22 protein-coding genes and 1 riboswitch are annotated in these 20,282 nt (G+C 72.8%); of the genes, 16 read left to right on the top strand and 6 right to left on the bottom strand.

The window, feature by feature from the left end; genetic code table 11:
* Positions 1–7 precede the first annotated feature (7 nt).
* Positions 8–511, bottom strand: a complete 504-nt coding sequence (locus ACFY0O_RS10635; RefSeq protein WP_388945309.1) for a carboxymuconolactone decarboxylase family protein — start codon at positions 509–511, stop codon at positions 8–10.
* 46 nt (positions 512–557) lie between these two features.
* Here ACFY0O_RS10635 and ACFY0O_RS10630 point away from each other — a divergent pair, with 46 nt between their 5' ends.
* Complete coding sequence (locus tag ACFY0O_RS10630; protein WP_388945307.1) at positions 558–1,973, top strand: PLP-dependent aminotransferase family protein; 1,416 nt, start codon at positions 558–560, stop codon at positions 1,971–1,973.
* On the opposite strand, the gene ACFY0O_RS10625 is transcribed toward ACFY0O_RS10630, so the two are convergent.
* Entirely contained in the window at positions 1,954–2,379 is a 426-nt protein-coding gene (locus tag ACFY0O_RS10625) for an ATP-binding protein (protein ID WP_388945305.1), read from the bottom strand. The genes ACFY0O_RS10630 and ACFY0O_RS10625 overlap by 20 nt on opposite strands.
* Positions 2,380–2,487: 108 nt before the next feature.
* Here ACFY0O_RS10625 and ACFY0O_RS10620 point away from each other — a divergent pair, with 108 nt between their 5' ends.
* Genes ACFY0O_RS10620 through ACFY0O_RS10610 form a run of 3 tightly spaced genes read left to right on the top strand, consistent with a single transcriptional unit; the run spans position 2,488 to position 3,685 of the window.
* Positions 2,488–3,315: a Scr1 family TA system antitoxin-like transcriptional regulator gene (locus ACFY0O_RS10620; RefSeq protein ID WP_388945303.1), complete on the top strand. Its 828-nt coding sequence runs from the start codon at positions 2,488–2,490 to the stop codon at positions 3,313–3,315.
* Positions 3,312–3,503 carry a DUF397 domain-containing protein gene (locus ACFY0O_RS10615; RefSeq protein WP_388945300.1) on the top strand — a complete coding sequence of 64 codons (192 nt, stop codon included), beginning with the start codon at positions 3,312–3,314 and terminating at the stop codon, positions 3,501–3,503. Before ACFY0O_RS10620 ends, ACFY0O_RS10615 begins: the two co-directional genes overlap by 4 nt.
* Positions 3,500–3,685: a DUF397 domain-containing protein gene (locus tag ACFY0O_RS10610; RefSeq protein WP_388945298.1), complete on the top strand. Its 186-nt coding sequence runs from the start codon at positions 3,500–3,502 to the stop codon at positions 3,683–3,685. Before ACFY0O_RS10615 ends, ACFY0O_RS10610 begins: the two co-directional genes overlap by 4 nt.
* On the opposite strand, the gene ACFY0O_RS10605 is transcribed toward ACFY0O_RS10610, so the two are convergent.
* On the bottom strand, positions 3,672–4,496 hold the full coding sequence (locus tag ACFY0O_RS10605; protein WP_388945618.1) for a hypothetical protein: 825 nt from the start codon (positions 4,494–4,496) through the stop codon (positions 3,672–3,674). The two genes, ACFY0O_RS10610 and ACFY0O_RS10605, sit on opposite strands and share 14 nt — an antisense overlap.
* A 100-nt stretch (positions 4,497–4,596) precedes the next feature.
* Between ACFY0O_RS10605 and ACFY0O_RS10600 the strand changes: the two genes are divergently transcribed.
* Together ACFY0O_RS10600 and ACFY0O_RS10595 are read left to right on the top strand one after the other, a co-directional pair.
* Positions 4,597–4,896 carry a hypothetical protein gene (locus tag ACFY0O_RS10600; protein WP_388945295.1) on the top strand — a complete coding sequence of 100 codons (300 nt, stop codon included), beginning with the start codon at positions 4,597–4,599 and terminating at the stop codon, positions 4,894–4,896.
* A 6-nt stretch (positions 4,897–4,902) separates the two neighbouring features.
* Entirely contained in the window at positions 4,903–6,093 is a 1,191-nt protein-coding gene (locus tag ACFY0O_RS10595; protein WP_388945293.1) for a glutathionylspermidine synthase family protein, read from the top strand.
* Positions 6,094–6,127: 34 nt separating this feature from the next.
* On the opposite strand, the gene rocD is transcribed toward ACFY0O_RS10595, so the two are convergent.
* Positions 6,128–7,336, bottom strand: a complete 1,209-nt coding sequence (gene rocD / locus ACFY0O_RS10590; RefSeq protein ID WP_388945290.1) for an ornithine--oxo-acid transaminase — start codon at positions 7,334–7,336, stop codon at positions 6,128–6,130.
* A 117-nt stretch (positions 7,337–7,453) separates the two neighbouring features.
* A riboswitch (ZMP/ZTP riboswitch) is annotated at positions 7,454–7,544 on the top strand.
* A gap of 35 nt (positions 7,545–7,579) precedes the next feature.
* Between rocD and glyA the strand changes: the two genes are divergently transcribed.
* From glyA to ACFY0O_RS10560, 6 genes are all read left to right on the top strand, one after another.
* Complete coding sequence (gene glyA / locus ACFY0O_RS10585; protein WP_388945287.1) at positions 7,580–8,848, top strand: serine hydroxymethyltransferase; 1,269 nt, start codon at positions 7,580–7,582, stop codon at positions 8,846–8,848.
* A gap of 272 nt (positions 8,849–9,120) precedes the next feature.
* Positions 9,121–10,134 carry a tryptophan--tRNA ligase gene (gene trpS / locus ACFY0O_RS10580; protein WP_358893537.1) on the top strand — a complete coding sequence of 338 codons (1,014 nt, stop codon included), beginning with the start codon at positions 9,121–9,123 and terminating at the stop codon, positions 10,132–10,134.
* Between the two features lie 101 nt (positions 10,135–10,235).
* Entirely contained in the window at positions 10,236–10,823 is a 588-nt protein-coding gene (locus ACFY0O_RS10575) for a 2'-5' RNA ligase family protein (protein WP_388945285.1), read from the top strand.
* Between the two features lie 185 nt (positions 10,824–11,008).
* Positions 11,009–11,884 carry a YihY/virulence factor BrkB family protein gene (locus tag ACFY0O_RS10570; protein ID WP_388945283.1) on the top strand — a complete coding sequence of 292 codons (876 nt, stop codon included), beginning with the start codon at positions 11,009–11,011 and terminating at the stop codon, positions 11,882–11,884.
* Between the two features lie 142 nt (positions 11,885–12,026).
* Positions 12,027–13,016 carry a hypothetical protein gene (locus ACFY0O_RS10565; protein WP_388945281.1) on the top strand — a complete coding sequence of 330 codons (990 nt, stop codon included), beginning with the start codon at positions 12,027–12,029 and terminating at the stop codon, positions 13,014–13,016.
* A gap of 4 nt (positions 13,017–13,020) precedes the next feature.
* The gene (locus tag ACFY0O_RS10560; RefSeq protein WP_388945278.1) at positions 13,021–13,731 is read left to right on the top strand and encodes a class F sortase; all 711 of its coding nucleotides are present in this window, start codon (positions 13,021–13,023) and stop codon (positions 13,729–13,731) included.
* Here ACFY0O_RS10560 and ACFY0O_RS10555 read toward each other — a convergent pair.
* The gene (locus tag ACFY0O_RS10555; RefSeq protein WP_388945275.1) at positions 13,728–14,972 is read right to left on the bottom strand and encodes a D-alanyl-D-alanine carboxypeptidase family protein; all 1,245 of its coding nucleotides are present in this window, start codon (positions 14,970–14,972) and stop codon (positions 13,728–13,730) included. The two genes, ACFY0O_RS10560 and ACFY0O_RS10555, sit on opposite strands and share 4 nt — an antisense overlap.
* Positions 14,973–15,093: 121 nt before the next feature.
* Here ACFY0O_RS10555 and ACFY0O_RS10550 point away from each other — a divergent pair, with 121 nt between their 5' ends.
* The 3 genes from ACFY0O_RS10550 (at position 15,094) to ACFY0O_RS10540 (ending at position 18,405) form a co-directional block, all read left to right on the top strand.
* Positions 15,094–15,336: an SCO4848 family membrane protein gene (locus ACFY0O_RS10550; protein WP_042811438.1), complete on the top strand. Its 243-nt coding sequence runs from the start codon at positions 15,094–15,096 to the stop codon at positions 15,334–15,336.
* On the top strand, positions 15,333–16,721 hold the full coding sequence (locus ACFY0O_RS10545) for a metallophosphoesterase (protein ID WP_388945273.1): 1,389 nt from the start codon (positions 15,333–15,335) through the stop codon (positions 16,719–16,721). The genes ACFY0O_RS10550 and ACFY0O_RS10545 overlap by 4 nt, the downstream gene beginning before the upstream one ends.
* A 124-nt stretch (positions 16,722–16,845) precedes the next feature.
* A complete protein-coding gene (locus ACFY0O_RS10540) occupies positions 16,846–18,405 on the top strand; it encodes an ABC transporter substrate-binding protein (protein ID WP_388945616.1) in 1,560 nt (519 codons plus the stop codon).
* Here the strand turns inward: ACFY0O_RS10540 and ACFY0O_RS10535 are convergent.
* Positions 18,392–18,928, bottom strand: a complete 537-nt coding sequence (locus tag ACFY0O_RS10535) for a MarR family winged helix-turn-helix transcriptional regulator (RefSeq protein WP_388945270.1) — start codon at positions 18,926–18,928, stop codon at positions 18,392–18,394. The genes ACFY0O_RS10540 and ACFY0O_RS10535 overlap by 14 nt on opposite strands.
* Before the next feature lie 109 nt (positions 18,929–19,037).
* On the opposite strand from ACFY0O_RS10535, the gene ACFY0O_RS10530 reads away from it, so the two are divergent.
* Positions 19,038–20,270, top strand: a complete 1,233-nt coding sequence (locus ACFY0O_RS10530) for an MFS transporter (RefSeq protein WP_388945268.1) — start codon at positions 19,038–19,040, stop codon at positions 20,268–20,270.
* The last annotated feature ends 12 nt before the right edge of the window (positions 20,271–20,282 follow it).

Below are 20,282 nucleotides of genomic sequence, written 5' to 3'. Positions count from 1 at the left end.
CCGCCGGTCACTGCTTGTGCGCGCCCGGGGTGTAGTGCCCCGGGACCAGCCGGGTGGTGACGGCGATCCGGTTCCACACGTTGATCATGGCGATGGCCGTGATCAGCTGGGCCAGCTCGGCCTCCTCGAAGTGCTTGGCGGCCTTCTCGTACACCTCGTCCGGGACGAAGCCGTCCGTCAGGACGGTGACGGCCTCGGTCAGCTCGATCGCCGCCAGCTCCTTCTCCGTGTAGAAGTGCTTGGACTCCTCCCAGGCGCTCAGCTGGACGATCCGCTCGACGCTCTCGCCCGCCGCGAGGGCGTCCTTGGTGTGCATGTCCAGGCAGAACGCACAGTGGTTGATCTGCGACGCGCGGATCTTGACCAGTTCCGCGATGCTCGGGTCCAGGCCCTTCTGCGAGGCCTTGTCCAGCGCGACGGCGGCCTTGTAGGCCTCCGGGGCGAGCTTGAACAGCTGCATGCGGGGGGTGTGCTCGGCGGCCAGTTCCGTGGTCTTCGTTTCGTTGCTCATGGCTCCACCGTACGAACCGGACGGCCCGCCTATATGGTCCATATCCATGACGGATTCGTGGGCCACTTACGGGGCCGACCTGCACCTGGAGCTCTCCGCCACAGCCCCCGGCGAACGCGGCCTGCGGGCCGCGCTCACGGAGTCCCTCCGCGAGGCCGCCCGCAGCGGACGCCTCGCGCCCGGCACCCGGCTGCCCTCCTCCCGCACCTTCGCCGCCGACCTCGGCATCGCCCGCAACACCGTCGCCGAGGCCTACGCCGAGCTGGTCGCCGAGGGCTGGCTCACGGCCCGCCAGGGCTCCGGCACCCGCGTGGCCGAACGAGCCCAGCCGCGCCGCGCCGCACCCCCGCGCCGGGTCCGCCGGCCCGCGCGCCGCGGCCCCGCCTACAGCCTGGTCCCCGGCTCCCCGGACGTCGGCGCCTTCCCGCGCACCGCCTGGCTGGCGGCGGCCCGCCGCGCCCTGACCGACGCCCCGAACGAGGCCTTCGGCTACGGTGCCGACACCCGCGGCCGGATCGAGCTGCGCCAGGCGCTCTCCGGCTACCTGGCACGGGCCCGCGGGGTCCACGCCGACCCCGACCACATCGTGCTGTGCGCCGGCTTCGTACACGCCGCGCGCCTCCTCGCGCAGGTGCTGCGGGCCCGGCGGGTGCGGGAGATGGCCGTGGAGGGCCTCAGCCTCGACCTGCACCGGGCCCTCCTCACCAACGGCGGGCTGCGCACCCGCCCGCTGTGGGTGGACGAGGCCGGGGCCCGCACCCCGGACCTGCCCGCCCTCGGCCCCCGGGTGGGCGCCGTACTCCTCACCCCGGCGCACCAGTTCCCCACCGGCGCGGCCCTCACCCCCGAGCGGCGGGCGGCGGCGGTGGACTGGGCGCGGACCACGGGCGGGCTGGTCCTGGAGGACGACTACGACGGGGAGTTCCGCTACGACCGCCAGCCGGTCGGCGCGCTCCAGGGCCTGGACCCCGACCGGGTGGTCTACCTCGGCACCGCCAGCAAGTCCCTCGCCCCGGCCCTGCGGATCGGCTGGATGGTGGTCCCGCCGGACCTGCTGGACGAGGTGATGGCGGCGAAGGGCCCGGCCGAGTGGACGTCGAGCGCGCTGGACCAGCTGACGCTGGCGGAGTTCGTCACTTCCGGCGCCTACGACCGGCACGTCCGGGCGATGCGGCTGCGGTACCGGCGCCGCCGGGACGAACTGGTCGCCGCGCTGGGCGGGCGGGTCCCCGTCTCCGGGATCGCGGCCGGGCTGCACGCGGTGCTGGACCTGCCGCCCGGCACCGAGCGGTCGGTCGTCCGGGCCGCGGCCTGGCAGGGCCTGGCGGTGGAGGGGCTGGAGCGGTACCGGCACCCGGAGACGGAGATGCCGGTGCGGGAGGCGCTGGTGGTGGGCTACGGGACCCCGGCCGACAGCGCGTGGACCCCCACCCTGGAGGCGCTTATCGCTGCGCTCCCGTAGCCGGCCGCCGCCGCTGGACGACCTCGGCCCAGACGGTCTTGCCGACCACCCTTCCGGTGACGCCCCAGGCGTCGGAGAGCTCCTCGACGATGCGCAGCCCGTACCCGTGGCCGTCCCCGGCGGGGCGCAGATCGGGCTGCCGCCCCGCGTCCGCGTCGGACACCTCCACCCGCAGCACCCCGTCCAGCCGCTTGAGCCCGAGCTCGAAGTCCCGCCCGGGCACGGAGCCGTGGGCCACGGCGTTGGCCGCGAGTTCGGCGACGACCTGAGCCACCCGGTCGGACTCGTCCCCGCCGAGCGGGAAGTCCCACCGGCAGAGCTCCAGTACCGCCAAGTGCCGGGCGAGCCGTGCACCCCGCCGGGTGCTGCTGAACCGCTGGCGCCATTCGTTCCGGTCGTCGGACATGCCGCCGCTCCTCTCCGTAGTCGTTCAACTACTGGGCAGGTTCAGCGTGGCTGACGGCGGGAATGCCTTCAACTTGCGGAGATTGTTTGGGGAGTTGGGTGAAATCGTATGAACCGAAAAGAGCTTGACCCTGACAAGTCGCCGAGTGCGGCGTTCGGGCAGCGTGTACGTGCCCTGCGCGAGGAGCGGGGGTGGACCCAGGAGGAGCTCGCTGAGCGCCTCGGGTGTTCGGGGACGCACATTTCGGCGGTCGAAACTGGTCGCCGTCCTCCAACCCGTCGTTTCGCGGCAAGTGCTGACAGGGTGTTCGGCACCGGTGAGCGACTCGCAAGGCAGAGTCAGGCCGTCCGGTACACCGCCATGCTTGAGGGCTTCCCTGAATACGTTGACCAGGAGGCGCGCGCGGCGGAGATCCGCCTCTATGAGGTCGGAGTCATCCCGGGGCTGCTCCAAGTGCCCGAGTACACAACGGCACTCAACAACCGAGCCGTCGAGCGGGCTGCGATCACGCCTGAGCAGGCGGAGGAACGGATCACCCTAGCCGCGCAGCGGCAGGCGGCGATCCTTCGGACGCCTCCGCCTCTGGTCTTCGTCGTGCTGGACGAGAGCTGCCTACGACGGCCGGTCGGCGGAGCGGGCGTGATGGACGCCCAGTTGGCGCGCCTGGTCGAGTTCGCGGCACTGCCCAACACGGTGCTTCAGGTTGCGCCGTTCGACATGGGCGACCGTCGGCCGCTCAGCCTGCCCCTCTACATCCTGACGATGCAGAGCCGGGCCCTCGTTTCCTACGCGGAGTCCGCCCAGCGTGGGCAGTTGGAGCGCGACGGCGCCTCGGTGGTGCCGCTGCTGACCGCCTATCATCAGCTTCAGGCTGAAGCGCTGTCTCAGGCGGAATCTGTAGCCATGATCAGTACCTTACGAAAGGGCAGCCCGTGACGACCACGACTGAGTCCCTCTACTGGATCACCTCCTCGTACAGCGAGAACGGTGGCGCGTGCGTCGAGGTCGCCACCAACACCCCCGGCGTCGTCCCGGTCCGGGACTCCAAGACCCCCGGCGGGCCGGTGCTGAACTTCCGGGCGGAGGCGTTCGCGGCGTTCGTCGCGGGTATCAAGGCCCCATGACGACAACCCCGCAGTGGTTCAAGTCCTCGTACAGCAGCAACGGCGGCCAGTGTGTGGAGGTCGCCCTCAACCTCCCCGGCACCGTCCCCGTCCGGGACTCCAAGGCCGGTGACGGCGGGCCGGTGGTGACCATCGGGAAGCCCGCCTTCGCCGCCTTCCTGGGAGCCCTCACGGCTCCTTAGGCTCCCCGAAGCGCGACAGCGCCAACGCTCCGGCCACCGCCACCGCGAAGCCCGTTACGGCCAGCCAGGCCAGGCCTTCGCGGGGGCGGTCGCCGAGCCAGGCCACGCCCACCAGCGCCGGTCCGACCGTCTCGCCGAGGACCAGGCCGGCCGTCGCCGCCGTCACCGAGCCCCGCTCCAACGCGGAGGTCAGCAACAGGAAGGCCGCCGCCCCGCCCAGCAGCAGCGCGTACAGCGCCGGGTTGCGCAGCTCCCGCAGGGAGAGGGAGTCGATGAGGCGGACGGCCACCTCCACCACCCCGAAGCCCGTCCCGGCCGCCAGGCCCAGCACCAGCGCGCGCGAGCCCTCCGGCAGCCGGCCCGCGACCGCCCCGACCAGCAGCACCAGCCCCGCCACCGCCAGCAGGCCCAGCTTGAGCGCGAGCGTGCCGACCCCGTGCCCCTCCTCACCGGAGGCCAGCCCCAGCATCAGCAGCCCCGCGCACACCACCGCCACCGCGCCCCACTCCAGCCGCGACAGCCGCACCCCCAGCAGCCGGGCCGCGACCACCGCCGTCACCGCCAGGCTCGCCGCCAGCGCGGCGCCCACCGCGTAGATCGGGACGTGCCGCAGGGCGATGATCTGGAGCACGAAGCCCACCGCGTCCAGTCCCAGCCCCGCCACGTACCGCCACTGCCGCACCGCCCGCAGGAACAGCGCGGCGTCCACGCCCGAGCCCGTCCCCTCCGGGCGGGCCGCCGCGCGGGCCGCCATCGCCTGGAGGACCGAGGCCGTTCCGAAACACACCGCCGCGCCCAGCGCGCAAACCATTCCGATCAGCACGAAACCCGACTCTAGGGCCGCCGCCGTGACAAGGGTGTGACGACGGCCGGATTCCCTCCCTCCGTCCGGCCGATCTAAGGTGCTCGCCATGGACACCAGCGACACCACCCGACGACGCATGCGCTCCGGCGCGGTCGCCCTCGGCGGCATGGGCCTGCTCGCCGCCACCCTCGTGGCCTGCGGCAGCAGCGACGAGCCCGACAAGCGGTGTGCCTCCCGGTCCACGCTGGAGCACCTCAACTCGAAGGACTGCAAGAGCGGCGGCCGCGGCTCGTACTACTACGGCGGCACCGTCAGCAACGGCAAGGTGACCGGCGGCAGCTTCGACAAGTCGGCCGTCACCCGCGGCGGCATCGGCGGCAGCCACTCCAGCTCCTCCGGCGGCTGAGCCCGCATGGAGCGCCACACCATCGAGCCCCGCCCCGACTGGCAGAAGACCGTCGAGGAGCAGGGCCTGATCTATCCGCTGACCCGCTTTCCCGACGACTCCTTGCGCCCCTACTGGGACGAGAGCGCGTACTACTCCTTCTCCCTCCCCGAGGTCGAGGCGCTGGAGAACGTGGTCGAGGAACTGCACGCCATGTGCCTGGCGGCGGCCGCCCACATCGTGGAGCACGACCGCTTCGCCGACCTCGGCATCACCGACCCGAAGGTCGCGGAGCTGATCGCCGAGTCCTGGCGCAGGCGCGCCGAGCAGCCCTCCCTCTACGGCCGCTTCGACCTGCGCTACGACGGCTCCGGCAGCCCCGCCAAGCTGCTGGAGTACAACGCCGACACCCCCACCTCCCTGGTGGAGGCGGCCAGCCCGCAGTGGTTCTGGATGGAGGAGCGCTTCCCCGGCGCCGACCAGTGGAACTCCCTGCACGAACGGCTCGTCGACGCCTGGCGCCGGCAGGCCGAGCTGCTGCCGCCCGGCCCGCTGCACTTCGCGCACTCCGAGACCGACGAGCTCGGCGAGGACCTGATGACGGTCGCCTACCTCCAGGAGACCGCCGAGCAGGCCGGGATCGAGACCCACGCCCTGTCCGTGGAGGCCATCGGCTGGGACAGCCTCTCGAACCGGTTCGTGGACGACAAGCTCCGCTTCATCCGCGGCTGCTTCAAGCTCTACCCGTGGGAGTGGCTGGTCGAGGACGAGTTCGGCCCGCACGTCCTCGGCACCTACGACCACGGCGGCGGCACCGGCACCACCGCCTGGATCGAACCCTTGTGGAAGATGCTGCTGGCCAACAAGGCGCTGCTGGCGATCCTCTGGGAGCTCTTCCCCGAGCACCCCAACCTGCTGCCCGCCTACCTCGACGGCCCCCGCGAGCTCGCCGAGACCGTCGGCTACGCCGCCAAGCCGCTGCTGGGCCGCGAAGGCGCCGGGGTCACCCTGCACGAGCCGGACGGCGAGCCGTTCGTCCCGGCCGAGGGGGAGACGTACGTCTTCCAGGCCCTCTCCCCGCTGCCCGACTTCGACGGCAACCGCGTCGTCCTCGGCGCGTGGGTGGTCGAGGAGGAGGCGGCCGGACTCGGCATCCGCGAGTCGGCGGGCCCGGTCACGGACGAGTACGCCCGCTTCCTGCCGCACGTGATCCTGTAGGGGCACCGGACCGGCTGCCCCCACAGGCGGCGCGTCAGCCGGCGGCGAGGACCACGCGCAGCTGCTCCAGACCCCAGTCCAGGTCCTCCTTGGAGATCACCAGCGGCGGAGCGATCCGGATCGTCGACCCGTGGGTGTCCTTCACCAGGACCCCGCGCGCCATCAGCTTCTCGGAGACCTCCCGGCCCGTGCCGCGCGCCGGGTCGATGTCCACGCCCGCCCACAGCCCGCGGCCGCGCACGGCGGTCACGGCGCCGCCGCCGGTCAGCAGGTTCAGCTCCCGGTGCAGGTGGTCGCCGAGTTCGGCGGCGCGCTGCTGGTACTCGCCGGTGCGCAGCATCGCGATCACCTCCAGGGCGACGGCGCATGCAAGGGGGTTCCCGCCGAAGGTGGAGCCGTGCTCCCCGGGCCGGAACACGCCGAGCACGTCGCGGTCGGCGACCACGGCGGACACCGGCACCACGCCGCCGCCGAGCGCCTTGCCCAGCACGTACACGTCCGGGACGACGTCCTCGTGCTCGCAGGCGAAGGTCTTTCCGGTGCGGCCGAGGCCCGACTGGATCTCGTCCGCCATGAACAGCACGTTCCGCTCGCGCGTCAGCTTCCGTACCCCGGCCAGGTAGCCGGGCGGCGGGACGAGGACGCCCGCTTCGCCCTGGATCGGCTCCAGCAGCACGGCGACGGTGTTGGCGGTGACGGCGGCGGCGAGGGCGGTGAGGTCCCCGTACGGGACGATCTCGAAGCCGGGGGTGTAGGGGCCGTAGTGGTCGCGGGCCTCGTGGTCCGTGGAGAAGGACACGATGGTCGTGGTCCGGCCGTGGAAGTTGTTCGCGGCGACCACGATCTTGGCCTGGCCGTCCGGGACGCCCTTGACCTCGTAGCCCCACTTGCGGGCCGTCTTGACCGCCGTCTCCACCGCCTCCGCGCCCGTGTTCATGGGGAGCACCGTCTCCTTGCCGCACAGGGCGGCGAGTTCGGTGCAGAACTCGGCGAAGCGGTCGTGATGGAAGGCGCGCGAGGTGAGGGTGACCCGCTCCAGCTGGGCCTTGGCGGCGTCGATCAGACGCCGGTTGCCGTGGCCGAAGTTGAGCGCCGAGTACCCGGCGAGCATGTCGAGGTAGCGCCGCCCCTCCACGTCGGTCATCCACGCGCCCTCCGCCGAGGCCACGACGACCGGGAGGGGATGGTAGTTGTGCGCGCTGTGCTCGTCGGCGGAGCGGATGGCATCAGCTGTTCTCGACACGGGGTCTCCGATCGTCCGTCTGGCTGGTGACGCGGGTGACATGGGTGGCGTCCTTTGTATCGTCGCTCGGATCGTGGACGCGGAAACCTCCGGGGCGCGGCGCCCGCTAAGGTGTTCGGTACGCACGGCGACTGGCGTACGGAGAACCAACTCCGGGGGAGTCGTGCGCGCACGACCGCACACAGGGCCGCTCGCCTGGGCCTCGCGGGGACGAGAGACGACATCGACCCCGGAGGAGCCGCGATGACCGCGCACCGCCAGCCCGCCCTGCTCGCCACCGACCCCGACCTCGCCGCGCTCGTCACCGCCGAGGAGACCCTCCAGGCGCAGACGCTGCGGCTGATCCCCAGCGAGAACTACGTCTCCGCGGCCGTGCTCGAAGCATCCGGGACGGTCCTGCAGAACAAGTACAGCGAGGGCTACCCGGGCCGCCGCTACTACGAGGGCCAGCAGAACATCGACCGCGTCGAGGCCCTCGCGGTCGAGCGGGCCAAGGGCCTGTTCGGGGTGGACCACGCCAACGTCCAGCCGTACTCCGGGTCCCCGGCCAACCTGGCCGTCTACCTGGCCTTCGCCGAGCCCGGCGACACGGTGATGGGCATGGCCCTGCCGATGGGCGGGCACCTGACGCACGGCTGGGGCGTCTCGGCGACGGGCTCCTGGTTCCGCGGGGTCCAGTACGGCGTGCGGGCCGAGGACGGCCTGATCGACTACGACGCGGTGCGCGAGCTGGCCCTCGCCGAGCGGCCGAAGATCCTGTTCTGCGGCGGCACCGCCCTGCCCCGCACGATCGACTTCGAGGCGTTCGCGTCGATCGCGGCGGAGGCGGGCTCGGTCCTGGTCGCGGACGTGGCGCACATCGCCGGCCTGATCGCGGGCGGGGCCCACCCGTCGCCGGTGCCGTACGCGGACGTGGTCTCCACGACCACTCACAAGACCCTGCGCGGGCCGCGCGGGGCGATGCTGATGTGCAAGGAGGAGCACGCGAAGGCCATCGACAAGGCGGTCTTCCCGGGCCTCCAGGGCGGCCCGCACAACCAGACGACGGCGGGCATTGCGGTGGCCCTGCACGAGGCGGCCCAGCCGTCCTTCACGGCGTACGCGCACGCGGTCGTGGCCAACGCGAAGGCGCTGGCGGCGGCGCTGCTGGAGCGGGGCTTCGACCTGGTGTCGGGCGGCACGGACAACCACCTGATCCTGATGGACCTGACCTCGCGGGGCGTGCCGGGGAAGGTGGCGGCCAAGGCCCTCGACCGGGCGGGCATCGTGGTCAACTACAACACCGTCCCGTTCGACCCCCGCAAGCCGTTCGACCCCTCGGGGATCCGGATCGGTACGCCGTCGCTGACGTCCCGGGGCCTGTCGGTCGACCACATGCCGGCGGTCGCCGACTGGATCTCCCGCGCGGTCGACGCCGCCGCGAAGGGTGACGAGCCGACCCTGGCCGCGATCCGGTCCGAGGTGGCCGACCTCCTGGCCGCGTACCCGGCCCCGGGCCTCCCGGTCGCGTAGTTCTCCCCGCTCAAGACACGGCGCTACCGCGCCCGCGCCTCAATCTCCCCCCAGCTACCGCTGGGAGGTGCCCCCAGCGCGGGCTGGAATTTCGCTCCGCGAAATCCAGCCCCGCGGCTGTTGCCCGCAGGCGACGGACCAGGCGCGCCAAAATCCAGCCTCGCCGGCGATTGAGGCGCGGGGGTCTGGGGGCGGAGCCCCCAGGGGCGCCCCGCGCAGCGGAGCCTCAAGGGCGGGGCCGGAGGCGGGTCGGTACCTGAGAGAATGGCGGCATGGCTTCTGACCGTCCCCGCGCGCTCTCCGGCATCCAGCCCACCTCCGGCTCGTTCCACCTCGGGAACTACCTCGGAGCGATCCGCCAGTACGTCGCCCTGCAGGAGTCGCACGACGCCTTCTACATGGTCGTCGACCTGCACGCGATCACCATGCCGCAGGATCCCAAGGACCTCCGCGCGAACACCCGCCTCTCCGCCGCGCAGCTCCTCGCCGCCGGGCTGGACCCCGAGCGCTGCACGCTCTTCATCCAGAGCCACGTCCCCGAGCACGCGCAGCTCGCCTGGGTCATGAACTGCATCACCGGCTTCGGCGAGGCCAGCCGGATGACCCAGTTCAAGGACAAGTCCGCCAAGGGCGGGGTCAACAGCGCCAGCGTCGGCCTGTTCACGTACCCGATCCTCCAGGTCGCCGACATCCTGCTCTACCAGGCGAACGCCGTCCCCGTCGGCGAGGACCAGCGCCAGCACGTCGAGCTGACCCGCGACCTCGCCGAGCGGTTCAACCACCGCTACGGCCAGACCTTCACCCTCCCCGCCGCGCACATCGTCAAGGAGGTCGCGAAGATCTACGACCTCCAGGACCCGTCGATCAAGATGTCGAAGTCCGCGTCCTCCCCCAAGGGCCTGATCAGCCTCCTCGACGAGCCCAAGGCCACCGAGAAGAAGATCAAGAGCGCGGTCACCGACACCGAGGCCGAGATCCGCTTCGACGCCGAGAAGAAGCCCGGCGTCAGCAACCTGCTCACGATCTACTCCACCCTCACGGGCGAGTCGATCCCCGCCCTGGAGGCCGCGTACGAGGGCAAGGGCTACGGCGCGCTCAAGACCGACCTGGCCGGCGTGATGGTCGACTTCGTCACACCCTTCAAGCAGCGCACCCAGGAGTTCCTGGACGACCCCGAGACCCTGGACGCCGTGCTGGCCAAGGGCGCGGAGAAGGCCCGGGCGGTCGCCGCCGAAACCCTGGCGCAGGCCTACGACCGCATCGGATTCGTCCCCGCCAAGCACTGACGGACCCGGGGCCCCTGGCGGCCGAGGGGGTGCTGCCGCCACACTGAGGCGGCAGCACCCGATGCGAGCACACCACACACCGAACGCGCGGAGGAGATCACGTGGGGACCGTAACGCTCGGCGTTTCGATCGCGGTCCCGGAGCCGTACGGCAGCCAGCTCCAGCAGCTGCGCGCCGGCTTCGGGGACGCCGCCGCGCACGGCATCCCCACGCACGTGACGCTCGTGCCGCCCACCGAGGTGGAGGCCGGCCGGCTGGCGGCGATCCGCGCGCACCTCGCCGAGGTCGCCCGGTCCTTCCCCTCCTTCGCGATGCGACTGGAGGGGACGGGAACCTTCCGGCCCCTCTCGCCGGTCGTCTTCGTCCGGCTCGCCGAGGGCGTCGAGAGCTGCACCAGCCTCCAGGGCCGCCTCCGCGACCCCGAGGGCCCGATCGACCGCGAGCTGGCCTTCCCGTACCACCCGCACGTCACGGTCGCCCACGGGATCTCCGAGGAGGCGATGGACCGGGCGTTCGCCGAGCTCGCCGACTACGCCGCCGCCTGGCAGTGCCAGGGTTTCGCCCTCTACGAGCAGGGCTCGGACGGGGTCTGGCGCAAGCTGCGCGAGTACCCCTTCGGCACGGCCGCGACGGCCGTCCCCGCGCAGTCGGGTCCGGCCTCCGCCGACACCGCGATACGGCGGTCCTGACGCGAAGGCCGCGGGCCCCGGAACACGCGGTGGGCGTGGAACCGGAGCCTTCGCAGGACAAGGGCGCGGAACGGTCGGGACGACTCGGGTCGGGAGGACTCGGGACGAAAAGTCACAAACGACGACCGTAGTGCCCAAAAGCGGCAATCCTGGCTATTTCCGGCAGCTCATTTACGGTGGCCCCCATGGACTGGCTGAAGAAACTCCCGGTGATCGGGCCGCTCGTGTCCGCCGTCATGCGGACCCACGCCTGGCGTGCCTACGAGCTCCTCGACCGCGTGCACTGGTCCCGTCTCGCCGCGGCGATCACCTTCATCAGCTTCCTCGCGCTCTTCCCGCTGATCACCGTCGCGGCCGCCGTCGGAGCCGGGCTGCTCAGCCAGGAGCAGCTGGACCGGCTCCAGAAGAACCTCGCCGAGCAGGTCCCCGGCATCTCCGACCAGCTCGACCTCCCCGGCCTCGTCGCCAACGCCGGCACCGTCGGCCTGGTCGCCGGCGCCCTCCTCCTCTTCACCGGCATCGGCTGGATCGCCTCGATGCGCGACTGCCTGCGCGCCGTGTGGGAGAAGGACGACGAGGACCAGGGCAACCCGGTCGTCCGCAAGGGCAAGGACGCCCTCGTCCTGCTCGGCCTCGGCGGGGCCGCCCTGGCCTCGGCCGCCGCCTCGATCATCGGCTCCACCGCCGTCGGCAAGTTCGCGGAGCTCCTCGGCATCCCGCGCGAGGGCGCGGGCGGGATTCTGCTGCGGGCCGCGGCCTTCCTCGTCGGCGTCCTCGCGGCCTTCCTGCTCCTGCTCTACCTGCTGAGCCTGCTGCCCGGCGTCGAACCGCCGCGCGCCCGCCTCCTCCAGGCCGCGCTGATCGGCGCGGCCGGCTTCGAACTGCTGAAGCTGCTGCTCAGCGGCTATATGCGGGGGGTCGCCGCCAAGAGCATGTATGGGGCCTTCGGGGTGCCGATCGCTCTCCTCCTGTGGATCAACTTCACGGCGAAGCTGCTCCTGTTCTGCGCCGCCTGGACCGCGGCCCGCGACGACGCGGAGGACGGTGTTGCACGGCGGTGACGATTCCCCTATCGATCATGGTCATGTCCTGCGGCAGACTGGGGGCATCGCACAGCGCGGGACCGAACCGGGGGGCCGGAGGGGGCACCGCGCGAGTCGGTCTTCTTCCGCCACCGCTCTTGCCGTCCCTGGGGGGACCACCATGTCCGCTGTCTTCGCGTCCGCCGTTTCCGCGCGCCGCCTCGCACTCGCCACCGCCGTCGCCGCCGCGTTCGCCGCCACTCTGCTCACCCCGGCCGTCGCCTCCGCCGCCGACGCCCCGCGCGGCGGCGTCGCGGACTGCGTCGCGTCCACGACCATCCCCTCCCGGCTCGGCGGTATGACGGTCGAGCTGACCAACAGCCTCACGGCCGGCCCGAAGGCGGTGCTCAAGGACGAGGCGGGCAAGGCGGTGGCCACCGTGGACCGCGCCCACCCCGAGGACCTGGCCGACGGCATGAAGATCAAGAACGCGCAGACCCTCAGCCCGATCTTCCTCGACCGCTCCCAGGGCGGCCCGACGCCGTGGCGTGAGACGCCGTTCCCGGCCCTTCCGCACGCCTGCGTGACGATGGGGGAGGGCGCGGACAAGGAAGCCGGCCCGGTCGTCGTCACCGGCAAGTGCTCCGTGTCGCAGGTGGTCCCCTCCGTCTTCGACCGTATGACGGTCCAGCTGACCAACAGCCTCACGGCCGGCCCGAAGGCCGTGCTCAAGGACGAGGCGGGCAAGGCGGTGGCCAGCGTGGACCGCGCCCACCCCGAGGACCTCTCCAACGGCATGAAGATCAAGAACGCGGACACCACCAGCCCGATCTTCCTCGACCGCTCCCAGGGCCCGGCGCCCTGGCACGAGACGGCCTTCCCCAAGCTCCCCAAGGGCTGCACGACCGGAGGCACGGGCACGGGCACGGGCACGGGCACGGGTACGGGTACCGGGACCGGCACCGCGACGAACTCCACGACCGGCACGAACTCCACGACCACGACGACCTCCACCCAGACCAAGGTCGTCCCGGCCGGCGGTGTGGCCGCGGGTGCCGAGGTCGGCGGTGAGGGCAACAGCACCACGATGGCGGCGGGCGGCGCCGCCCTGGCGCTGGGCGGCGCCCTCGGCCTCGGTTACGTGGTCCGTCGCCGCCGCGCCGGGGTCTGACACGGTGACCGAGCCCCGCGCCCAGACGGCGGCCCCGCTCGCCCCCGCGGCCTTCCGGCGTCGGCTGCGCTGGGCCGCGGTGGCGTCGGCGGCCGCGGTGGCCGTCGGCGGCTGGCTGGCCGTCACCGCCGTACGCGCCGACCCGGCGGTGGCCGGCCCCACCCCGTCCGCGCACATCGCCGCCGCCCCGCCCGCCCCGGCCGCGAGCGTACCCGGCGCGGCCGCCTCCGCGTCCCCGCCCGCGCCGCTGGCCGCCGCCCGGCCCGTGCGGGTGCGCATCCCGGCCGCCGGCGTCGACACCGCACCCGTGCTCGAACTGGGCCTGTCCGCCGACGGAACCGTCCAGGTGCCCTCCGTCGCCCAGGCCGACCGCATCGGCTGGTACAAGGAGGGCGTCACCCCCGGCCAGACCGGACCGGCCGTCCTGATCGGCCACTTCGACACCGCCGAGGGCCCCGCGGTCCTGAAGGACGTGGCCCGGGTACGCACCGGCGACACCATCACCGTCGACCGTGCCGACGGCTCCACCGCCGTCTTCGCCGTCCGCGCCCTGGAACAGGTGGACAAGGAACACTTCCCCACCCAGCGGGTGTACGGCGACACCACCCGCCCCGAACTCCGCGTCATCACCTGCGGCGGCGACCTGCGCGCGGGCCACCGCCCGGACAACATCATCCTCTACGCCGACCTGCTGACGTCTTCCGCGAGCCGTTAGGAGCCCTGGCCCCGGCGGCCGCGGGGCCAGCGGCGGTTGACCGCGTAGGCGCCGGCCGCCAGGACGGCCAGCGCCCCGGCCGCGACGCCGAGCGCGGTGCCCAGGCCGCCGCCGCTCGCCGGCGGGCCGTCGGCCACGGGGGTGGTGTTCTCGTGCGACTTCGCGGGGGAGCCGAAGGGGGTGGTGTCCGCGCTCTTGGGCGGCACCAGCTCGCCGACCGGCTTGACCTTGCCGCTCGCGGCGAAGCCCCAGTCGAAGAGCGCGGCGGTCTCCTCGTAGACCGAGTTGAGCCCGCCGCGGTCCGGGTTCATGACCGTGACCAGCAGCGTCTTGTCCCCGCGCTGGGCCGCGCCGGTGAAGGTGGAGCCCGCCATGGTGGTGTTGCCGTTCTTCACCCCGGCGATGCCCTTGTACGGGCTGATGCCGCCGGCGCCGGTCATCAGCCGGTTGGTGTTCTGGATCTCGAAGAACTCGCGCGGCTTGCCCGCCTCCTGAAGGCCCGGGAACTTCGCGTGGGCGGTGCCGCAGTACTCGCGGAAGTCCTGCTTCTGGAGGCCGGAGCGGGCGACGAGGGTGAGGTCGTAGGCGCTGGAGACCTGCTCGGGGGCGTCGTAGCCGTCGGGCGAGACCACGTGCGTGTCCAGGGCCTGGAGCTCCTCGGCGTGCGCCTGCATGTCCTTGACGGTCTTGTCGACGCCGCCGTTCATGGCCGAAAGCACGTGCACGGCGTCGTTCCCGGAGCGCAGGAACACCCCGAGCCACAGGTCGTGGACGGAGTAGTCGTGGTCCTCCTTGACCCCGACCAGGCTGCTGCCCGGGCCGACGCCGTCCATGTCCTGGCCGGTGACGTGGTGCACCTGGTCCTTGGGGAGGGCGGGGAGCACGGTGTCCGCGAAGAGCATCTTCAGGGTCGACGCCGGGGGCAGCCGCCAGTGCGCGTTGTGGGCCGCGAGGACCTCGCCGGTCTCGGCGTCGGCCACGATCCAGGACCGGCCGCTGAGGTTCGCGGGCAGCGCGGGAGCGCCGGGCAGGAGGTTCACCTGGGTCCCGGGCTGGCCGAGCCGGGCGCCGCCGACCGTGGACATCGACGGCGGCGGGGCGGGAGCCTGCTTCCGCCGCTCCTTCCCGTCCGCCGGCGCGGGCGGAGCCGTCGCGGCACGCGCGGTCGAGGGCGGGACGAGCACCGCCGGAACCAGCAGTGCGGCGGAAAGGACCGTCAGCGCGGTCTTCTTGGCAGACACGCAGGTGAACGTACATCCCGATGAGACGACCGGCGCCGCGGACCGGCCAGCCGTGGCGAACCACCCCCGGGACGGCCCACCCCGCCGCGTCCGTCCTGGGGACGAATCCGATACTGGGGACATGAAACTCAGCCGCACCGCGTCCTGGTTCCTCGCAGCGTTCGGAGCTTGGTCCTGGGTGATCTGGTCCACGTTCGTCAAGAACCTCTTCAATGACGCCAGCGGTCTGGCTTTCGATGACGGTCGGCCCACTGCCTACTTCTGGGTCCACCTCCTCCTCGCGGTGACCTCCTTCCTCCTGGGGACGGCCGTCGGTGTGATCGGGTTGCGCAGCCTGCTCGTACTGCGGCGTGCATCACGATGACCGTGTTTGTGGTGATTGTGGCGGTTCTCGCGGTCCTCGCGCTGCTGGGGCTGGTCCATCGGTGGCTGTGGGTGCGGCTGGTCCGTGACACCACCCGCCCGGGCGGGCCGGCGCGGCGGGCCGGGACGGTCCTGGCGTTCGCGCTGCCGCTGCTGTCGGTGGCCGCCCTGCTCGCGGGCCGGGCCGGAGCCCCGTTCTGGCTCCAGCGGGTGGTGGCCTGGCCGGGCTTCCTGTGGCTCGCGGTGCTGCTGTACCTGACGCTGGCGATGCTGGTGGCGGAACCGCTCCGCCGCCTGTGGCTCCGCCGGTTGACGAGGGACACCGCCGCCCGGCCGGGCGCGGAGCCCGGGGACGCGGACGTCGCCCCGGCGCCCCGTGTCCCCGCCGGGTCCGAGGCCGTCCCGGCCCCGGCGGCGGGCCCCGCGCTCTGCGGCGACTCCGGGGGTGAGCCCGGTGCGCCGGCGGGCCGCTCCGGGCGGCCGCCCGAGACCGTGCCCGGGTCCGGGGCGGGGCCCGGGGGCCGGGCACCCGACCCGGCCCCCGCCGCCCCCGTCGGCGGGGTCAGCCGGCGGGTGTTCGTCGCGCGGACGCTCGGCGGGGCCGCCGTCGCCGCCGCCGGGCTGACCGTCGGGAACGGGGCGTACGGGGTGCTGCGCGGGCCGCGCGTCAAGCGGGTGCGGGTACCCCTCGCCAGGCTGCCCCGCGCGGCCCACGGCTTCCGGATCGCCGTCGTCAGCGACGTCCACCTCGGCCCGATCCTGGGCCGCGCCCACACCCAGCGCATCGTCGACACCGTCAACCGCACCCAGCCCGACCTCATCGCCGTCGTCGGGGACCTCGTCGACGGCAACGTCCACGACCTCGGCCCCGCCGCCGAACCCCTGCGCCTGCTGCGCTCCCGCCACGGCAGCTTCTTCGTCACCGGCAACCACGAGTACTTCTCCGGCGCCCAGCAGTGGGTCGACCACGTCCGTGAACTCGGCCTGACCCCGCTGGAGAACGCCCGCCGCGAGCTGCCCCACTTCGACCTCGCCGGGGTCAACGACGTGCAGGGGGAGAAGGAGGGCAAGGGCCCCGACTTCCAGGCCGCCCTCGGCGACCGCGACCGCTCGCGCGCCTCGGTGCTCCTCGCCCACCAGCCGGTCGTGATCGACGAGGCCGTCCGCCACGGCGTCGACCTCCAGCTCTCCGGCCACACCCACGGCGGCCAGCTCTGGCCCGGCAACTACCTCGCCGAACTCGCCAACCCGACCGTCGCGGGCCTGGAGCGGTACGGGGACACGCAGCTGTACGTGTCCCGGGGCGCGGGTGCCTGGGGGCCGCCGGTCCGGGTCGGCGCGCCGTCCGACATCACGGTCGTAGAACTCGCCTCATACCACACCTGACGGCCGGCGACCGGGACAAAACGCCCCTTCCCGTGGCCGGATTTCCGTGATTGGCTGGCCGACGGCCGTCCGATAGTCGGATGAGCCGTTCGCATGGCGGGGATTCAAGGGGCTGGCGATGGCGATGGGGTCTGTCCGCACGAAGGTCATCGCGGTCGGGCTGGTCCTCGCCGCCGCGGGCGGGGTGGCTGCCTGGAAGCTGCTGCCCATGGGCGGGGAGGCCCACGGCGCCATCCGGGTCGGGACCACCGACGCCGTCTCCGCCCTGGACCCGGCCGGAGCCTACGACGCCGGCTCCTGGGCCCTGTACAGCAACGTCTTCCAGTCGCTGATGACCATCAAGCCCGGCTCCGACACCCCGGTCCCCGACGCCGCGTCCTCCTGCGCCTTCGTCGGGCAGAAGCTCACCACCTACCGGTGCGAGCTGCGCTCCGACCTGACCTTCTCGGGCGGCCGCCAGGTCACCGCGGAGGACGTGAAGTTCTCCTTCGACCGCATCAAGCAGATCAACTCCGACCAGGGCCCGGCGCCGCTGTTCAACACCCTGGAGTCGGTCAAGGTCGAGGGCCGAAGCGTCATCTTCAACCTGGCCGCCCCCGACGCCACCTTCCCCTTCAAGATCGCGACGGGCGCCGCCTCGATCGTGGACAAGGAGCAGTACCCGGCGAAGGCGCTGCGCGCGGACGGCAAGGCCGACGGCTCGGGCCCGTTCACGCTGACGGGCTACAAGGCCGGCTCCACCGCCCAGCTCAAGCCCAACGCGGCGTACAAGGGGCAGGCCAAGCCCGCCAAGTCGGCCGTCACCGTCCGGTACTTCAAGGACTCGGCCCAGCTGGACCAGGCCTGGAAGGACCACCAGATCGAGGTCGCGCACCGCGACATGCCCCCGTCGGTGCTCGCGGGCCTCAACCCGGGGCTCAAGGACACCCGCTACCAGACCTCCGGCGGCACCGAGACCCGGCACGTCGTCTTCAACGTCCGCCCCGGCTCGGCGGTGCAGAAGCCGGCCGTCCGCCAGGCCATGGCCGCCGCGCTGGACCGCTCGAAGATCGCCGCCGAGGTCTACAAGGGCACGGTCACCCCGCTGTACTCCCTCGTCCCGGCCGGGATCGCCGGGCACAGCACGCCGTTCTTCGACACCTACCCCTCGCCCAGCGGCACCACCGCCCGCAAGCTCCTCACCGACGCGGGCGTCGGCGTGCCGGTGTCCCTCACCCTGGGGGTCAACACGCGCGGCGCGAACGTGGCCGAGGCCGAGGAGATCAAGCGGCAGCTGGAGGCCACCGGGCTGTTCCAGCTGCAGATCAAGCCCGTCGAGGCCTGGGAGGACTTCCAGAAGGCCTACGCGGCGGGGCAGTTCGACGCCTACACCATCGGCTGGATCGCCGACTTCCCGGACGCGGACAACTTCCTCGCCCCGCTGGTCGGCAAGGACTCCAGCATGAACAACGGCTTCTCCGACAAGGCCGTCGAGGACCTCATCACCCGCACCCAGTCCCACCAGGACCGCGGAGAGGCCTCCAACGACTTCCACGAGCTCCAGCGGGTGGTCTCCCAGCAGATCCCGCTGCTGCCGATCTGGCAGAAGAAGGACTACGTCCTCTCCCGCGAGGCCGTCACCGGCCTGCAGTACCTCTCCGACGGCACCGGCGTGTGGCGCCTGTGGGAGCTCAACTGGCTGTAGCCGGGCCGAGGGTGTCCCCGTGGGCCACCAGCAGCGTGCGCAGGGCGGCGCCCAGCGCGTCGCACTGCGCACGGTCCAGGGGGGCGAGCAGGCCCGCGTAGTGCTCCAGGTGGCCCTTGATGACGGAGTCGGCCAGTGCGTGGCCCCGCTCCGTCAGGCGGATCCGCACCGAGCGGCGGTCGGCCCCGTCGCGGACCCGTTCCACCAGGCCCTTGGCCTCCAGACGGTCGATCCGGTTGGTGATCGCGCCGGAGGTCACCATGGCCGCCGGCAGCAGGGCGCCGGCGGCCAGCGCGTAGGGCGGACCTGACCGGCGCAGGCTGAGCAGCACGTCGAACTCGCCCACCTCCAGCCCGTGGTCGGCGGCGAAGGCCTTGAGGTACTTGTCGATGATCCGGGTCATGCGCTGGATCCGGGCCAGTACCTCGACGGGCCACAGGGCCTCGGTCAGGTCCGGGCGCTCCCGCGCCCACTGGTCGACGACCCCGGCCACCATGTCTCGTTCTTCTCCGGGCTGCTCCATGCCCCGATAATACCTCAACGTTAAGACACTTGACGTTGAAGGAGTCTCTCTGTTTTTATCTCAACGTTGAGATTGTCAAGGTTGAGATGTGAAGGGGAGTGGGTCATCCATGACGGTCACCGCCACCACCGGGAGCAGGACCACCAGGAGCTCCGCGACCGCGGCCCCGGCCCCCGTCCCGGTCCTGTGGCTCGCCCTGCTGGCCACGCCCATCGCCGCCGGGGCCAACGCGCCGGTGCTGATCCTCCCGGACATGGCCCGCTCCCTCGGCGTCGCCGACGGCACCGCCGCCTGGCTGCTCACCGCCTTCGGCTGGGCCATGGCCGTCGGCACCCCCCTGATCGCCGGCCTCCTGCGCCGCCGGGGCCTCGCCGCGGTGCTCCGGCTGGCCACCGCCCTCGTCCTGGCGGGCACCGCCCTCGTCGCCGTCTCCCCCTGGCTCCCGCTCACCCTGCTGGGCCGCTGCGCCCAGGCCGGCGGCGGCGCCGGATTCGTCGCGGCGGCGATGAGCCTCGCCGGATCCGCCCGCCGGATGGGGGTGATCAGCGCCGGCTTCGGCATGCTCGGCGCCTCCGGACCGCTGCTCGGCCGGACCCTCGCGGACGGCGCCTCCTGGCGGCTCGCCCTCGCCGTCCAGGCCGTCTCCCTGCTCGCGGTCCCCGTGGTCCTGCGCCGCGCCGGCCACGCCGCCCCCGCTCCCGCGGGCCGCTTCGACGCCCGCGGCGCCGCCCTGCTGACCGCGTTCGCCACCGCCCTCGTCCTGCTGCCGACCCAGCCCCTGGCCGCCCTGGGCGCCGCCCTCGTCGCCGCCGTTCTGCTCGCCCTGCACGTGCGCCGCCGCCCCGAGGGGTTCGTGCCCGCCGCGCTGCTGCGCCGGCCCGTCTTCGTGATCTCGGCGCTGCTCGCGCTGGCCCTGTCGGCCTCCTACTTCACCCTGCTGTTCTCGGTGCCCCGGCTGCTCGCCGACCGCGCCGGATGGGACGCCGCCTCCGCCGGGGTCTGGCAGCTGGTCGCCCTGCTCACCGGCTCGGCCCTGTCCTGGCTGCTCGCCGCCGCCTCCGCCCGGATGGGCCGCGCGGCCGTCCGCACCGTACTCGTCGCCGCCGGAGCCGCCGCCGCGCTCACCGGGATCCTCGCCTCCTCCGGCCCGCTGCTGGTGGTGGCCACCGGGGTGGGCGTCTTCACCGCCAGCGCCGCCAACGCCGTCCTGTCGACGCACGCCGTGGCCTCCGCCCCCGACGAGGCCCACCGGCCCAGCGCCATCGGCCTGTTCACCCTCTGCTACCAGCTCGGCGGCGCCTTCGGCCCGGCGGTCGCCACCCTCCTGGTCCTCGGATCCTGAGCCCGGCACCCG

Origin of the sequence: Streptomyces sp. NPDC001594 (genome assembly GCF_042893675.1) — a bacterium.
In the GTDB taxonomy this organism is placed as follows: domain Bacteria; phylum Actinomycetota; class Actinomycetes; order Streptomycetales; family Streptomycetaceae; genus Streptomyces.
This window is presented reverse-complemented; position numbering and strand designations above follow the sequence as displayed.

Excerpts from the sequence above, each read along its gene's own strand:
- ACFY0O_RS10635 (WP_388945309.1), bottom strand. The coding sequence starts at position 511 with ATGAGCAACGAAACGAAGACCACGGAACTGGCCGCCGAGCACACCCCC.
- ACFY0O_RS10630 (WP_388945307.1), top strand. The coding sequence starts at position 558 with ATGACGGATTCGTGGGCCACTTACGGGGCCGACCTGCACCTGGAGCTC.
- ACFY0O_RS10625 (WP_388945305.1), bottom strand. The coding sequence starts at position 2,379 with ATGTCCGACGACCGGAACGAATGGCGCCAGCGGTTCAGCAGCACCCGG.
- ACFY0O_RS10620 (WP_388945303.1), top strand. The coding sequence starts at position 2,488 with ATGAACCGAAAAGAGCTTGACCCTGACAAGTCGCCGAGTGCGGCGTTC.
- ACFY0O_RS10610 (WP_388945298.1), top strand. The coding sequence starts at position 3,500 with ATGACGACAACCCCGCAGTGGTTCAAGTCCTCGTACAGCAGCAACGGC.
- ACFY0O_RS10605 (WP_388945618.1), bottom strand. The coding sequence starts at position 4,496 with ATGGTTTGCGCGCTGGGCGCGGCGGTGTGTTTCGGAACGGCCTCGGTC.
- ACFY0O_RS10600 (WP_388945295.1), top strand. The coding sequence starts at position 4,597 with ATGGACACCAGCGACACCACCCGACGACGCATGCGCTCCGGCGCGGTC.
- ACFY0O_RS10595 (WP_388945293.1), top strand. The coding sequence starts at position 4,903 with ATGGAGCGCCACACCATCGAGCCCCGCCCCGACTGGCAGAAGACCGTC.
- glyA (WP_388945287.1), top strand. The coding sequence starts at position 7,580 with ATGACCGCGCACCGCCAGCCCGCCCTGCTCGCCACCGACCCCGACCTC.
- trpS (WP_358893537.1), top strand. The coding sequence starts at position 9,121 with ATGGCTTCTGACCGTCCCCGCGCGCTCTCCGGCATCCAGCCCACCTCC.
- ACFY0O_RS10570 (WP_388945283.1), top strand. The coding sequence starts at position 11,009 with ATGGACTGGCTGAAGAAACTCCCGGTGATCGGGCCGCTCGTGTCCGCC.
- ACFY0O_RS10565 (WP_388945281.1), top strand. The coding sequence starts at position 12,027 with ATGTCCGCTGTCTTCGCGTCCGCCGTTTCCGCGCGCCGCCTCGCACTC.
- ACFY0O_RS10550 (WP_042811438.1), top strand. The coding sequence starts at position 15,094 with ATGAAACTCAGCCGCACCGCGTCCTGGTTCCTCGCAGCGTTCGGAGCT.
- ACFY0O_RS10545 (WP_388945273.1), top strand. The coding sequence starts at position 15,333 with ATGACCGTGTTTGTGGTGATTGTGGCGGTTCTCGCGGTCCTCGCGCTG.
- ACFY0O_RS10540 (WP_388945616.1), top strand. The coding sequence starts at position 16,846 with ATGGGGTCTGTCCGCACGAAGGTCATCGCGGTCGGGCTGGTCCTCGCC.
- ACFY0O_RS10535 (WP_388945270.1), bottom strand. The coding sequence starts at position 18,928 with ATGGAGCAGCCCGGAGAAGAACGAGACATGGTGGCCGGGGTCGTCGAC.
- ACFY0O_RS10530 (WP_388945268.1), top strand. The coding sequence starts at position 19,038 with ATGACGGTCACCGCCACCACCGGGAGCAGGACCACCAGGAGCTCCGCG.